Annotated in this window: 20 protein-coding genes; all 20 read right to left on the bottom strand. The window is 71.3% G+C overall.

The window, feature by feature from the left end:
* Position 1: 1 nt before the first annotated feature.
* On the bottom strand, positions 2-439 hold the full coding sequence (locus ACGFS9_RS03110; RefSeq protein WP_393250206.1) for a hypothetical protein: 438 nt from the start codon (positions 437-439) through the stop codon (positions 2-4).
* Positions 355-762, bottom strand: coding sequence for a hypothetical protein (locus ACGFS9_RS03105; protein WP_393250204.1), 408 nt, complete (start codon positions 760-762; stop codon positions 355-357). The genes ACGFS9_RS03110 and ACGFS9_RS03105 overlap by 85 nt, the downstream gene beginning before the upstream one ends.
* Positions 763-788: 26 nt before the next feature.
* The gene (locus ACGFS9_RS03100) at positions 789-1,220 is read right to left on the bottom strand and encodes a phage tail tube protein (RefSeq protein ID WP_393250202.1); all 432 of its coding nucleotides are present in this window, start codon (positions 1,218-1,220) and stop codon (positions 789-791) included.
* A gap of 32 nt (positions 1,221-1,252) precedes the next feature.
* Entirely contained in the window at positions 1,253-1,672 is a 420-nt protein-coding gene (locus tag ACGFS9_RS03095; RefSeq protein WP_393250513.1) for a DUF3168 domain-containing protein, read from the bottom strand.
* A 2-nt stretch (positions 1,673-1,674) separates the two neighbouring features.
* A complete protein-coding gene (locus ACGFS9_RS03090; protein WP_393250200.1) occupies positions 1,675-2,049 on the bottom strand; it encodes an HK97 gp10 family phage protein in 375 nt (124 codons plus the stop codon).
* 4 nt (positions 2,050-2,053) lie between these two features.
* Positions 2,054-2,221, bottom strand: coding sequence for a hypothetical protein (locus ACGFS9_RS03085; RefSeq protein WP_393250198.1), 168 nt, complete (start codon positions 2,219-2,221; stop codon positions 2,054-2,056).
* Positions 2,218-2,556 carry a hypothetical protein gene (locus ACGFS9_RS03080; RefSeq protein ID WP_393250196.1) on the bottom strand — a complete coding sequence of 113 codons (339 nt, stop codon included), beginning with the start codon at positions 2,554-2,556 and terminating at the stop codon, positions 2,218-2,220. Before ACGFS9_RS03080 ends, ACGFS9_RS03085 begins: the two co-directional genes overlap by 4 nt.
* Positions 2,549-2,914 carry a head-tail adaptor protein gene (locus ACGFS9_RS03075; protein WP_393250194.1) on the bottom strand — a complete coding sequence of 122 codons (366 nt, stop codon included), beginning with the start codon at positions 2,912-2,914 and terminating at the stop codon, positions 2,549-2,551. Before ACGFS9_RS03075 ends, ACGFS9_RS03080 begins: the two co-directional genes overlap by 8 nt.
* Positions 2,911-3,504 carry a hypothetical protein gene (locus ACGFS9_RS03070; protein ID WP_393250192.1) on the bottom strand — a complete coding sequence of 198 codons (594 nt, stop codon included), beginning with the start codon at positions 3,502-3,504 and terminating at the stop codon, positions 2,911-2,913. Before ACGFS9_RS03070 ends, ACGFS9_RS03075 begins: the two co-directional genes overlap by 4 nt.
* Positions 3,505-3,523: 19 nt before the next feature.
* On the bottom strand, positions 3,524-3,985 hold the full coding sequence (locus ACGFS9_RS03065) for a hypothetical protein (protein ID WP_393250190.1): 462 nt from the start codon (positions 3,983-3,985) through the stop codon (positions 3,524-3,526).
* A complete protein-coding gene (locus tag ACGFS9_RS03060; protein WP_393250188.1) occupies positions 3,985-4,356 on the bottom strand; it encodes a hypothetical protein in 372 nt (123 codons plus the stop codon). Before ACGFS9_RS03060 ends, ACGFS9_RS03065 begins: the two co-directional genes overlap by 1 nt.
* Positions 4,357-4,371: 15 nt before the next feature.
* A complete protein-coding gene (locus tag ACGFS9_RS03055; protein ID WP_393250186.1) occupies positions 4,372-5,235 on the bottom strand; it encodes a P22 coat protein - protein 5 domain protein in 864 nt (287 codons plus the stop codon).
* Between the two features lie 15 nt (positions 5,236-5,250).
* On the bottom strand, positions 5,251-6,000 hold the full coding sequence (locus tag ACGFS9_RS03050; RefSeq protein ID WP_393250184.1) for a hypothetical protein: 750 nt from the start codon (positions 5,998-6,000) through the stop codon (positions 5,251-5,253).
* Between the two features lie 43 nt (positions 6,001-6,043).
* Positions 6,044-7,027 (bottom strand): hypothetical protein, encoded by a 984-nt coding sequence (locus ACGFS9_RS03045; protein WP_393250182.1) that lies wholly within the window; start codon positions 7,025-7,027, stop codon positions 6,044-6,046.
* Positions 7,024-8,520: a phage portal protein gene (locus ACGFS9_RS03040; protein ID WP_393250180.1), complete on the bottom strand. Its 1,497-nt coding sequence runs from the start codon at positions 8,518-8,520 to the stop codon at positions 7,024-7,026. Before ACGFS9_RS03040 ends, ACGFS9_RS03045 begins: the two co-directional genes overlap by 4 nt.
* A 10-nt stretch (positions 8,521-8,530) precedes the next feature.
* Positions 8,531-10,165 (bottom strand): hypothetical protein, encoded by a 1,635-nt coding sequence (locus tag ACGFS9_RS03035; protein WP_393250178.1) that lies wholly within the window; start codon positions 10,163-10,165, stop codon positions 8,531-8,533.
* Complete coding sequence (locus tag ACGFS9_RS03030; protein WP_393250176.1) at positions 10,149-10,625, bottom strand: hypothetical protein; 477 nt, start codon at positions 10,623-10,625, stop codon at positions 10,149-10,151. The genes ACGFS9_RS03035 and ACGFS9_RS03030 overlap by 17 nt, the downstream gene beginning before the upstream one ends.
* 159 nt (positions 10,626-10,784) lie before the next feature.
* Complete coding sequence (locus ACGFS9_RS03025) at positions 10,785-11,138, bottom strand: HNH endonuclease signature motif containing protein (protein WP_393250174.1); 354 nt, start codon at positions 11,136-11,138, stop codon at positions 10,785-10,787.
* An 85-nt stretch (positions 11,139-11,223) separates the two neighbouring features.
* Positions 11,224-11,658: a hypothetical protein gene (locus tag ACGFS9_RS03020; RefSeq protein WP_393250172.1), complete on the bottom strand. Its 435-nt coding sequence runs from the start codon at positions 11,656-11,658 to the stop codon at positions 11,224-11,226.
* A gap of 197 nt (positions 11,659-11,855) precedes the next feature.
* Positions 11,856-12,056, bottom strand: a complete 201-nt coding sequence (locus ACGFS9_RS03015) for a hypothetical protein (protein WP_393250170.1) — start codon at positions 12,054-12,056, stop codon at positions 11,856-11,858.
* Between the last annotated feature and the right edge of the window lie 52 nt (positions 12,057-12,108).

Genomic DNA, 12,108 nt, shown 5'->3' with positions numbered 1-12,108 from the left:
CTCACACCTCCGGGTTCTCGCGCTTGGCCCCTCGGGAGCGCCGCTTGTCGTCGACCTCGAAGTGCCGTTGCAGGTCCCGGACGATGCCGAGGATCTCCCGGCCGGTGCGCGCCGGGCGGTCCGCCCGCGACCACGTCATCAGGTGGTCCCGCAGCCGGGGCCGGCGGCCCTTCTTCAGGTGGGGGACCATCACGTCCATGGCGTGCCGGGCCAGGACGATGTCCAGGCGCCGCGGGGTGATCGGCCCGTACAGGCTCTGGTAGGCGACCAGGTGGACGATCTCGTCGTCGGTGAAGCGGTCCAGGACCTCGCCCGGCGGGATGTGGTAGGCGACGGAGAGGTCGTAGAGCAGCCTCAGCTCTGGTCGCCGCCGGAGTTTCCCTCCGCGTCCTTGGCCTTCTGCTCGAAGTCCCGGTCCTCGCCGGAGAGGTGACGGCACAGCTTGAACAGGCCGTCGACGGTGCCCTGCGCCTTCTTCGACAGGATCGCGATGCCCTCGGTGAGATCGGGGAAGACCCGCGTGTCGGTGCCCGGTTCGTACAGGCACTTGGCGACGATCTCGGCCCGGTTGGACTTCACCGCCATCTCGGCGCCGCTCTTGCCCTCCTGGAAGCGAATCCGGTTGAGCTTGTTCTGGTAGCTCTCCCAGTCACCGGACGGCAGGCCCCGCACGTCGACGGACACCCCCCATTCGGGAATGTCCACGTCGGGCTGGGTCTTGATGTCGCGCGCGGCGCGGATGGCTTCCTTGATGCTGCCCACAGGGCTGCTCCTCTCCGGCGGGGGTATCAGGCGGTCGCGGTCAGGGTGGGCTTGCCGGAGATCTTGAAGGTGACGTCCCGGCCCATCTTGTCGTCCAGCGGGAAGCTGTCGCTCAGGTCGCTGATGCCGGCGGTGAAGTCCCAGGTGTGCTCGTCCGGGTCGCCGGGGAGCATGACCAGCTGGTAGTCCCGCAGATCGTCCTCTTCGAAGTCGGCGTCCAGCGCCTGGTGGGTGGTCTCCCCGGGCCGGTAGTTGATCGTGGCGGTGACCTCGCCGCCGTCCTTCATGCCCTTGACGAACTCCCGGTACTTGTCCGGGCTGTCGTGCGCGGACACGTCGATCATGTTGCGGGAGCGGGAGGGCCCCGACAGGTCCTCCACACTCGCGATCGTCACGAACACGCCGCCGCCTGTGGAGTCCCGCTTGAGCAGGGTCCCCGTTGCGTCTTCACCGGCCATCGGTGGTCTCCTTCCGTGCAGGGGTCCGGGACTTACGCGCTGACCTCGGTCAGCACCCGGAACGAGATGGGTACGTGCCGGATGTCGCCCGGCGGTTCGGGATCGGTGAGGGTCTGCTGGGACACGTAGTAGGTCGCCACGTGCCGGTGTCCGGCGATCGTCAGCGGCCGGTGTTCCAGCAGGGCCCGCAGCCGTGCGGCGATCGTCAGGGCCTGCGCGTAGCCGCGGTACTTCGACCAGACGTGCAGCGTGATGACGGTGTTCGAGCCGTGGCTGTCGTGGCTGTTGTCGGGCGTTTCGACGGCCTCGCCGATGACGATGTACGGGTAGGGGCGGCCTTCCTCGACCCAGTCGACGACGCCCGTGGCGAGCGACATCAGCTCCTCGTCGCCGGTCAGACGGGCCAGGACCGCATCCCACAGAGGCAGCAGCACGGAGTCGGACACGGGCATCGTCACCGCAGCGCCCCTCTCACCTCGGCCCGCAGGCGGGCCACCAGTTCGCTGCCCTCGCGCTCCAGGGCGGGCACGAGCGTGGGGTTCGCGGGCACGTGCCGGGTGCCGCGCTCGTGGAAGACGGCGTACAGGTCGTCCTGGTCCCGCCAGCCCACCGAGGTGCGCATCCCGCCGCGGTCGGCGACCGCCTTCACGCTCTGCGCCAGGTTGCCGGTGTCGCGGCGCACGCGGCGCTGGACGTCACCGACCATGGCCTGCCCGGACTCCTCGACCGCGGCCCGTGCCGCCTCCTGCAGCTGCGGCACCAGACGGGCCAGTCGCCGCTCCAGGGCGGGCAGGCCGATGACCTCGACGCGTGCTCTCCTGCGCGCCATCGCGTCACCGCTTGCGCAGGAGCCGACGGATCTCGTGCAGTTCGCCGGCCACGGCCAGCAGTCCCCACGCGATGGCGCGCGGCACATCGGCGTCGATGTCGCCTGCGCCGAGGTGGTCCTCGGCGAGGCGGCGGCATTCCTGAGGCTCCTGCGGCAGCTCGGCCATGCTCACGACTCCAGCTCGAACGCGGCGACGCTCACCGAGGTGACGCCGTCGTAGGTGATCGCGGCCCGGCCGTTGGCGCCGCGGTAGACGTTGTGCAGCGGGATGATCGCGTGCTCCCCGGCGGCGACGGTCACCGTGGCGTCGCTGATCGCCAGGCCCTTCACGGTGCCCGGTGTGGCGAGGGTGACGGTGTGGCTGGAGCTGTCGCCGTTGGCGACGTACAGGAACCGGTGCGGGCCCACGGGCGCGGTGTCGCCGCCCGCTCCCGCCGCGGCGGCCTCGCCGGCGACGTCGGCGACCCCGGCGTCCACCGGCACGGGCACGAGACTGAGATCAGCCATCGGGTTCTCCTTCGTTCTGGACCAGCTCCACGAGAGCCTTCGAGTAGACGGGGGTGGAGGGCTGCACCACGGCCTGGACCCGGAAGGTCTGGGCGTGGCCGAGCACATCGCTGCCGCGCAGCTCGTCGCCGCGCCGCACGTCCGCACCGGGCAGCAGGTAGACGTTGTGGGAGTGCCGGGTCTGCGCCTGCTGGGCGATCAGCCGCTCGGTGGGGGAGGGCTGGTCGACCTTGGCCCGCACGCTGCCTTGCAGGACCATCTCTGTGCTCTGCCCGCCGTGCCCGTCGTCGGTCGTCTGCAGGCGGTGTACCTGCAGTTGGCGGTTGAGGTGGCGGCCGATGCTTCCGCGGCCCCTCACCGCGACGTCACCAGGTCTGCGCCGCCGCCGAAGCGAGCGGCGAGACGCTCGCGCTCGTAGTCCGGCAGCTCCATCACCGTGATCAGACCGTGGCTGCCGTAGGTCACGGCGTAGTCCCCGATCCGCTCGGCGCGGATGTCGCCCGCAGCCAGGCCCGCCCCGTCGGTGTCGGCCCGGTAGTCGGCCAGCGCGGCGGCCGCGATCCGGCACACCAGGTCCACGATGTCGACGGGCGTCTCGGCCAGGCCGTGCGTGTAGGTGGCCTCGACCTCGGACGGCCCGCAGCCGGGCGACCAGCCGGCCGCCCGCCACAGGCGGCCCGAGCGAAAACGCCAGTCGGTGACCGCCTCCCCGTCGATCGACACCGACGCCACCGACACGACGGGCGGGCCCGGCAGCGACAGCCACGCCGTGACCGGGCCCTCGACCGTCACGGTCGACGTGGTCTGCGAGATGGGCGCCCCGGCAGCCTCACGGACGGCCGCTGAGGCCACGGACAGATACGTCTGGGCGACCGTGGTCTCCTCGGCCGTCACGCTCAGGCCGCGCGCGGCCAGATCGGATGTGCTCGCCAGTGAGGTAAGCGCCACCACAGGCCCCCTTTCCGGCTCAGCTGACCAGGGCGATCAGGTCGGCCTTGGTATACGCCTCGGCGTCCTCCATGGACATCCGTCCCTGGCGGACCACGTAGGCGATCCAGTCCGCCTTCGGCGCGTCCTCGGAGGGGCGCGCGCCGGCCGCAGGCTCGGGCTGCTCGCCCAGCTCCTGCAGCTGAGCCTTGGTCATGCCCTCGGCGTTTTCCTGAGGCAGGGCGTGTGTGGCCATGGCCCACAGGACCCAGTCGTCCTTGCCCGCCCGCGCGCCCGGGCGCGGAACGGCGCCATCGGTCAGGGCGCTGCCCCGCGCGGGCGCGGGCGCGGTCCGCGCGGGGGCGGAGGTGTACGGGCTGCCGTCGGAGTGGACGCGCCGTAGCTGGCCGCGGTCGAGGCGCTCCTGGATGCTCTCGGGCAGGGGCAGGTCCATCGCGATGACCATGCCGCCTTCACCGAGCACGTAGATCGTCTCGGCCATCAGGTGTTCCTCGGGACGCGCAGGGCGGTGATCGTGCCGGTGTTCGTCGTGGACTCGATCATCAGCGAGCCGTCGGACTGCACGAACCGGCCCGACTCGAACGGGCCGATCAGCTGGACCGTGCCGAACGCCACGGTGACGTCGAGGTCGCCCTGCCCCGCGGCGAGCGCCGGCGGGTTGTCGCCCGCCTTCACCGTGAGGGTCAGGTCGGTGTCGTCGTCGGTGTTCGACACCCGCAGAACGGTCAGCTCCGGGAACGCGTCCGCAAGCTGCATGTCGTTCGTGGGCGCCGCCACCAGGGCGGTGCCCGCGGGCTGCGCCACACCGCCGTTGGGCACGAGGTCGGTGTAGCTGAGCTGTGTGGTCGCCATGAGTGCTGTCTCCGATCAGGCGGCGGGGTTGATGAACGCGGCGGCCAGGTGGTCCGGGCGGATCACCTTGGCCCCGTACAGGGCCAGGCCCTTGACGGCGTCCTCGAAGGAGTTCTCCGGGCGGTACGCCTCGGTCTTGTTGATCTGCTCGGCGAACGTCACGGCCTCCTTGACGCCGGCCTGGACGACCGTGGTGTCCCCGGTCGGGACAGGGCAGTTGTTCGACTCGTAGATGTCGAAGTTCGCGGCCCGGCCCACGAAGCCGTTGCGCAGGCCCGCGTCCGTCGCGGCCTTGTCGGCGCTGACGAACCGGTCGTCGAGGAGCAGCGAGGCGTAGAACTCGGGCGGCACGATGACGTAGCGGCCCATCTTCGGGACGTTCGCCTTGGTCAGCCGGGTACGCAGCGGCACCAGCACCTTGTCGTAGGCGTCGGTGGGCGTGGTGTACGTGTCGATCGGGGAGCCCACCGCGTTCAGGAAGTTGCCCGACGCGATCTGCGTGTAGAGGCCGGCCACGTACTGGTCGACGGTGTCGGCCAGCGCGTAGGCCGCCTCGCTCATGGCCTGCGGGATCAGGTTCGACTTGGCCTGCCGCTTGTCGACGTCGTCGATGGAGAACGCCCAGTACTTCGACTGGTCGACGGTCAGCGTGCGCTGCCCGGTGGTGAGGTTCTCGGGGGTGATGGTCGTCGAGCCGGGCACGTAGGTGCCGACGGCGGGCCGGGAAACCGAGGTGATGCGGACGGTGTCGCCCGCCTCGGCGATCTCGCCCTCGTAGTCGCGGTTGACGACGGTGGGGCTGGCGTAGATGAGTTCCTTGCGGGTCGCGACGAGCAGTCGCGAACTCCAGATCTCGGGAACGAAGTTCCGCACGGTCATGAGGGTTCCTCCTGGCTACTTGCCGCCCATGAGGTCATCGAGACGCCCGTCGATGCGGGCTTTTTCGATGGCCTCGGGGCTCATGGATTTCAGGTCTGCTCGGGTGAGCTGCTTGGGCCGGGACGCCTTGCGCGCCGCTCCGCCGTCGCCGGTGCCCTGGAACCTCTTCGCCGTTGCGGCTGCCAGGTAGGGCTTGGTCTTGAGGAGATCGTCGATGGCGTCCTCGATCTCCTCGGGGTCGATCTCTCCGTCCTCGTCCACCTCGAACTGGTCGAGGTCGAGGAAGGTCAGCGCATCCTTGGGGTCGCTCAGGCGGCCCTTGGCCGCGGCCCGGATCTCGGCCTTGAGGATGCGCGTGTTGGCCTTGGCGACCGCCTCGGTCTCCGCCTTGCGGCGGGCGGCCTCTGCGTCGTCTGAGCCGTCCTTGCCCGCCAGCTGCTGCTCCAGCTCGCGGCGTCGGGCTCGCTCGGTGCGCCACTTGCCCTTCATCGACGCCAGGGCCCGCTTGCCCTTGTCGCCGAGGTCGTCGGCGCCGTCCGGGTCCGCGTCGTCGTCCCCGTCGTCCCCATCACCGCTGTCACCGTCGTCGGCGCCGTCGGCGTCCTGGCCATCGCTCCCGGCGCCGTCACCGTCATCGCCGGTGTCGCCGTCGTCGGTGCCGTCGCCGTCGGCGTAGAAGAACGGCGACCAGGGGCCGGCCGCGTAGGGGTGGGACCAGCCCGCAGCGTGGCGGCGGGCACGGCGGGGCAGGGTGAACAGATCCATCAGGTGCTCCCGTTGCGGGTGGGTGACCGCGCCGTGCGCGCGGTCAGGTCAGATAGCCGTGCAGGCGCAGCAGCCGCACCGCGTGCGCGCGGTCCTCGGCCTGCCGGAAGATCTCCTCCGGCATCAGCCGGGCCCGCTCGGGGCGGAATCCGCGGATCGACTGCGAGCGCGGGATGGCGCCCTCGGCCTGCAGACGGCGGAACTCGCGGCGGCGGAACTCACCGCGCACCGTGCCCTCGGACGTCGCTGCGATGCTGCGGCCGAAGGCGGTCGCGGTGGCCATGCCGCGGCGGGCGTTGACGACCTGCGCGACATCCGCGCCCTGCGCGATCGCGCGCGCGCCGGCCGCGCCGAACACCTTCCGCCGCTGCTCCTCGGACATCGCCTCGACCACACGGCCGGGGCTGGACGGGGCGGGCTTGTGCTCGCGGGTGACGGGCTCCATGCCGCAGTGACAGCGCGGATGGCGCAGGAACCCGGTACTCACCGCGTACTCGCGGCCCGCCAGCACGATGCACCGCGAGCACGCGCCGCTCTCCACCACCCGCACATACGACGTCACCGCAGGACGCGCGGCCATGCCCACGGTGTCCGCGGCCCGGCCCGCGTCGGCGACCGCCGTGCGGACCATCACATCGAGCAGGATCTGCCCGCGCGCCATCGCCTGCACCAGCGGGGCACCGCCGGTCAGAGCGCGCAGCGCGGTCAGCATCGGGATGCGCAGTGCTTCCGCGAGGAGCGTTCCGTCACCGGTGACGCCGGCCAGCGCCGCCGGGTTCAGCCGGTCGGACTCCGCGCGGTCCGGATCGTCGCCGAGCAGGCCGTGCAGCCACGGCTCGGTGCCCTGCGCCGCGAGCAGCTGCGCGCCGGAGACGACGGCCAGGACACTGCCCAGGCTCTGCAGCCACGACGCCTGGATGCCGGACCGGTCGATGGCCAGCCAGGCCCGTCGGGCCGCCAGCGACGCGGCAGCGGCCAGCCTGCGCCGCGCCTCGGTGTGCGCCTCGGCGACAGCCGACGGGCTCATTGCGGCGGCCCCTGCCCGTCCTCCCCGCCCGCGGGCACGACCTCGGCGGGTACGTCTTCGGCCGGGGCGCCGGCGTCCGGGTTCTGGGTCATCTGCCGGGTCAGCTCGGCGACCGGGTCCATCGCCATCTCCCGCTCCCGCAGCGCCACCACCTCGGCGACCTCGGTCGGGGTGAGGCCGTAGCGCAGGGCCAGCCACTGGAAGGGGAAGCCCAGTTGCTTCAGCTTCAGCAGAGCGTCGGCCATCTGCGCGTGGCTGCGCGACTCCGTCTCCGCCCACAGCACCCGACCCGAGCGCAGCGCCTGCGCCTTCGCATCCTCGCCCTTGGCCAGCGCGATCAGCCGGGACACCTCCCGCAGGCCCTGCCCGTACCACAGCGTCTTCTCGTCGCAGCGCTTGACCAGACCGGTCTCAGCGGCCAGCAGCGCACCCTCGGCCAGGTTGGCCATCTTCCCGATCAGGTAGTGCTGCGGGGTGCGGGTCTGCGCGGCCAGATGCCCGACCGCGACCTCCATCGTGCCGGTGTACATGGCGAGGTTCGCGGCCTGCCACTCGGCGATCCGCGCGTCCTTGCCGGTGATCCACGCGACCCGGTCCACCTGGAACTTGTCCAGGTCCACCGGCTGCTTGCCCACGACCTCCCCGGCGCTGTTCAGCTTGGGGATCATCGGCCGTTCCGCGCCGAGGACGACTCGCTGCGGAAAGGACGCGTAGTCGGAGGCGGTGAACAGCTGCGCCCACAGCAGGTTGATCGCGTCCTGCATGGCCACCACGCCGGCCACATCGCTGATCGGGTCCTCGACCAGCATGGGCTTGTTCGGCAGCTCCACCATCGGTACGACGCCCATCGGGTTGGGCTGCGGGTTCGGCTCGTCGGCGATCTCCCGCGGCGTCCAGGTGCGCAGCTCCTCGTCGACGTCGGCCAGCTGCGGGCTCTTGTCCTGCCGGGCCAGCGGCCGGGAGAACTTCCACACCTCGCCCTTCAGGTAGAGGGTGGCGAAGTCCTGGTTGCCGTCCTGCCACCGCTTCAGCGCGGCCCGCCGGTTGCGGCGCGAGCCGGGCTCGTAGGCGACGATGCACTGCGAGGCGTCCTCGAAGGTGACGACCGGCATGTCCGGCTCGTCGGGGTCACCCCACACCAGGACGAAGCAGCGGGCGCCGGTGACCGCGCCGAGGAACCCCAGCTGCGAGTCGGCATCCAGACCGTTGACCTGCCACACCTTCCACAGATCCTTGTCCGCGGAGGTGTCGCCGTCGGCGACGAACCCCGTGACCGTCAGCCGCTCCACCGGGCTGTCGGCCACCACCTGCACCCAGTTGTCGGAGAAGTCCCGGTAGCGGTCGCCGTGGAACTTCGCGAACTCGTCCGAGGCGAACTTCAGCGGATGCTTGCCCCGGTAGTAGGCGTTGTGCCGGTCGATCGGCCCGCGCCGGCGGACCAGCTCCGACTCCAGCAGCGCCACCAGCTGGAGGGCCTGCGCCTCCGTGGCCATCGGACCCTCCTCAACTGCCGTAGTAGTAGGACGTCTCCGGCTCGGCGAGCCCGGCCGCGATCACATCGCCGAGCGCCTCATGTGCCAGGACGCTCGGAATGACCGCGTCGATCTTCTGCGCCTGGCTCGCCTTGCGGAGCACGTACCGGTCGGGCGGACGAGCGGCAGCGCGCGCGTTGCCGATGTGCGCCGCCGTGATCTCGCAGCCGTCGTGCGTGAACGCGGCCCCGGCGCTGTTGCGCTTGACCACGTCCGTCTTCAGCCGCTCGCACGCCGCGTGCATCTGCACGATGCGCCGGGTGTGCCAGCGGATCACCCGCTCCTCGCCGTACCCGTCGACCCACTCGTCGATCTCGGTCTCCCAGTACGGCGGGTCCGCGTACAGCCGGACCACGTCGTAGCGGCGCATCAGCTGGTCCATGGCCGCGCGGACCTCGGCGCGCGGCACCTGCCCGCCGTGGTCGGCCGGGTTCCAGATGGTCGGCTCGTCGTTCGGCCCGTACAGCGGCGTGAACTGGTAGCCGTCCATCGTCTCGCCGCGGATGGCCGTCCAGTCGTCGACGTCCGAGCCGTCGAAGCCCAGGACGATCCGCGTCATCGGCCGCACCCGCCGCGGCTTGGCCTTGGCCGCCCACTTCGCCACGTCCAGCCAGGCCGCCGAGCCCGCCACGCACCGGTTGCCGAAGAACCGCTCGGCCTGCGCCTCGTCCTTCTCCATGATCTCGGCGGCTTCCGCCTCGATCGCGTCCAGGTCGACATGCGAGGAACCCGCGTAGACGACCGCGTGAATCCGCCGGCGCTGCCGCTTGTCCTTGTACGACAGCGACTTCGGCGCCTGCGGGTGGTAGCGGAAGATGTCCCTGGCCTTCGCCTCGGACGTCGTCTGCGCCACGCTGTTCTCCGACGGGTCCCAGCCGTTGGTGGTCTCCATCGACCGGCCGCCCATGCCCGCCGCGCCACGCCGCTGTGTCTCCGCGACCCGCCGCAGCTTGTTCTGCGCGGTGTACAGGCCGGTCTCGTCCTGCATCGCGAAGATGATCGGGTTGCCGAGCCGGGACAGCGCCGACGACGTCACCACATCGATGCGGCCGTCGTCACCGACCCGCGTGAACTCCTCGCCCGACTGCATCATCTCGGCGAGCGGGCCCCGCTTGACCATCGACTTCAGCGGCCGGTAGACGTTGGCGACCTGGTCCTCCGAGGTGGCGGTCAACTGGATCAACGGGGTAGGCCACGGAACGCCCATCGGCTCGCCGGCCCGGTACTCGTACCACCAGCCGCAGCCGCAGCCGTGATCCGAACACCGGTACCGCTCCCCGCCGCGCGCCCACCCGTCGAACACCACGGGCCCGGCCGCCTCGGCCAGGACCACCGTCGCCGACCACGGGCCCTTGCCCGTCTTTTGTGGCGCGACCACCTGAGAGCGCCGGTATCGGAACGCAGGCGCCAGCTGCCCGACCCGCGCGTCCGGGCGGACCCGGTAGTGGTTGACCGTGCACCACAGCTGCCACGGATACAGCTCCATGCGCTCACCGACGCGGAACCCGTCCGGGACCGGGCAGTGCTCCTCGATCCAGTCGGGCACGATCCACAGGGTGGGGAAGTCGACGACGAACTCGGCGCCGGCGTCAGGCCCCGTCGCCATCGGGTACGACCTTCAGCCGGTCGCGCGCGGAGGGCCGCCGGGCCGCCGGCGCCGCTGGGCTGCCCGCGTGCGGCTCCTCCACCTCCGGGGCGATCTTCCACCGGTTGCGGTTCATGCCGGTCACGCTCAGGCCGAGCGAGTCGAGGTAGCCGCGGACCATCTTCTTCACGTCGACCCGGCCGTCCGCACGCTCCGCCTCGGCGAGCGTCCGCACGAACAGCGCGACCTCGAACTCCTGGCCCATGTCCTCCCAAGCCACGGCCTGCGGCTTGGCCCACAGCTCGTCCCACAGATCGAGTTCACGCTCGGCCGCCGTCGTGAGCGGCCACCCAGGCGCCGGCGCCTGTCGGCCCTCGGCGGGCAGCGTCCGCCACCCGCCCTTGTCCATGGCCTTGGCGCTGCGCAGCGACCGGGGGTCCGGTGCCGGCCCGGACACTGCGCGGGCTCCTCCACGGGGCATGTCGATCACTCCTTCAACGCGCTGCATTGCGCAGCACCGGGCCGTCACCTTGCGTGACGGCGGGGACCCTTTGAACCCGACGCACCTCTCAGCGCCCTCCCCCGCGCTGCTCCACCCCCAGCCGATTGGGGTTACCCCCCTGGGTCAGGTCACGATCCGTCACGTCCCGAATGTCTCGGCCGCCGTCTTGCGGGAGTGGTGACGCTTGCTCATGGCCTGCCAGTTGGCCGGGTCGTAGCCGCGCGGGCCGAGCGGGCCGAGGCCGTCGATGTGGTCGACCTCGGTGGCCTGGTCGCGTTGCAGCAGGGGCAGCGCAGCGCACTGCGTGCACTCGCACCACGGGTGGTCGCGGAGGTAGGCGGCGCTGGCCTTGCGCCAGGCGCTGCCGTATCCGCGTGTGCTCGGGGTGGGGCGCTGGGCTCTGGCGGTGGCCTGGCAGGACGGGCACCGGCCGTGGGGGGTGAGGGTCGGGCATCCGGGGGTGGGGCAGACCTGCATGGCCTTGCGTGCCACGGCTACCTCCACGTGGGTGTGGGTGCGGCCCCGTACCTGGTGGGTACGGGGCCGCGTGGGTGGGCGCTCGGCCCGATGGGGTAGCTCAGAAGTCGGGGCAGAGGTGCTTGTGCACGGCCTCAACGATCTTCGTGCCGGTCGCGGGGTTGCTGATGTCGGGCAGCCGCGTGGTGACGGTGAACCGGTCGAGGGCGAGTTGGGCGAGCTTGTCGGTGTCGTCCGGTGTGGCCTTGATGGAGCTGCACTGGTTGATCCCGCGGTCCACGGCCTGGTCTTCCTTGCCCGGCTTGATGATGCGGGAGTCGATGGCGTTCAGCGCGTCGAGGAAGGCGGCCCGCGTTGCGGCGGTCGGCTCGGGCGGGAGGCCGGCGGCCTCGCGGGCCTTGGCCTTGTCGCTGGCGCTGATGCTGGGCGGCTGGCTCTTGCTGTCCACGGCGTTCTTCTCTTCGCTTTCGCACGCGGTCAGCGACGCGAGCGCGAGGGACGCGAGGGTGACGGCGGTGATCGTGCGGGTGTTCATGGTCCCCCCAGGGAGTGCAGATGGCGAAGGGGCCATCTTCTTCGGTGCGAGGGGCCTGAGGGTGGGGCAGTGACGGGGCTGTGACACAACGAAACCCCCGGGGCTCTGGGCCTCGCGGGGGTTTCGTCGTGCGTCTGTGGCGCCCCGTTTCGGGGCACAGCTGTTCACCGAGATCGTGACACGGCCCTGACCTGCGGTCAAGCGACCTTGCGTGTCTGCCGTTCGGCGACGAGTGCGGCGACGTCCGGGACGGCGTACCAGGGCTGGCGGGGGGTGCCGCCGGAGCGGGTGAGTCGGCCGCGGCGGACGAGCTGGCGGACGCCGTCGAGGCTGATGCCGAGCTGTCTCGCGGTCTGGTGGGCGGTGAGGTGGCCGGGCCGGATGATCTGCGACTCCATGCGTCCATGATGCCGCCTGGGCGGGGTGTTGGGGGTGTGATCCGTCCCCCCT

Source organism: Streptomyces sp. NPDC048566, assembly GCF_043199735.1.
Lineage (GTDB): Bacteria > Actinomycetota > Actinomycetes > Streptomycetales > Streptomycetaceae > Streptomyces.
The sequence above is the reverse complement of the archived record's forward strand: the minus strand, read 5'-3'. Positions and strand labels throughout refer to the sequence as shown.

Coding starts and splice junctions, on each gene's coding strand:
- ACGFS9_RS03040 (WP_393250180.1), bottom strand. CDS start 8,520: ATGGCCACGGAGGCGCAGGCCCTCCAGCTGGTGGCGCTGCTGGAGTCG.
- ACGFS9_RS03050 (WP_393250184.1), bottom strand. CDS start 6,000: ATGGATCTGTTCACCCTGCCCCGCCGTGCCCGCCGCCACGCTGCGGGC.
- ACGFS9_RS03055 (WP_393250186.1), bottom strand. CDS start 5,235: ATGACCGTGCGGAACTTCGTTCCCGAGATCTGGAGTTCGCGACTGCTC.
- ACGFS9_RS03090 (WP_393250200.1), bottom strand. CDS start 2,049: ATGGCGCGCAGGAGAGCACGCGTCGAGGTCATCGGCCTGCCCGCCCTG.
- ACGFS9_RS03095 (WP_393250513.1), bottom strand. CDS start 1,672: ATGCCCGTGTCCGACTCCGTGCTGCTGCCTCTGTGGGATGCGGTCCTG.
- ACGFS9_RS03020 (WP_393250172.1), bottom strand. CDS start 11,658: ATGAACACCCGCACGATCACCGCCGTCACCCTCGCGTCCCTCGCGCTC.
- ACGFS9_RS03045 (WP_393250182.1), bottom strand. CDS start 7,027: ATGAGCCCGTCGGCTGTCGCCGAGGCGCACACCGAGGCGCGGCGCAGG.
- ACGFS9_RS03060 (WP_393250188.1), bottom strand. CDS start 4,356: ATGGCGACCACACAGCTCAGCTACACCGACCTCGTGCCCAACGGCGGT.
- ACGFS9_RS03065 (WP_393250190.1), bottom strand. CDS start 3,985: ATGGCCGAGACGATCTACGTGCTCGGTGAAGGCGGCATGGTCATCGCG.
- ACGFS9_RS03015 (WP_393250170.1), bottom strand. CDS start 12,056: ATGGAGTCGCAGATCATCCGGCCCGGCCACCTCACCGCCCACCAGACC.
- ACGFS9_RS03100 (WP_393250202.1), bottom strand. CDS start 1,220: ATGGCCGGTGAAGACGCAACGGGGACCCTGCTCAAGCGGGACTCCACA.
- ACGFS9_RS03035 (WP_393250178.1), bottom strand. CDS start 10,165: ATGGCGACGGGGCCTGACGCCGGCGCCGAGTTCGTCGTCGACTTCCCC.
- ACGFS9_RS03030 (WP_393250176.1), bottom strand. CDS start 10,625: ATGCCCCGTGGAGGAGCCCGCGCAGTGTCCGGGCCGGCACCGGACCCC.
- ACGFS9_RS03080 (WP_393250196.1), bottom strand. CDS start 2,556: ATGGCTGATCTCAGTCTCGTGCCCGTGCCGGTGGACGCCGGGGTCGCC.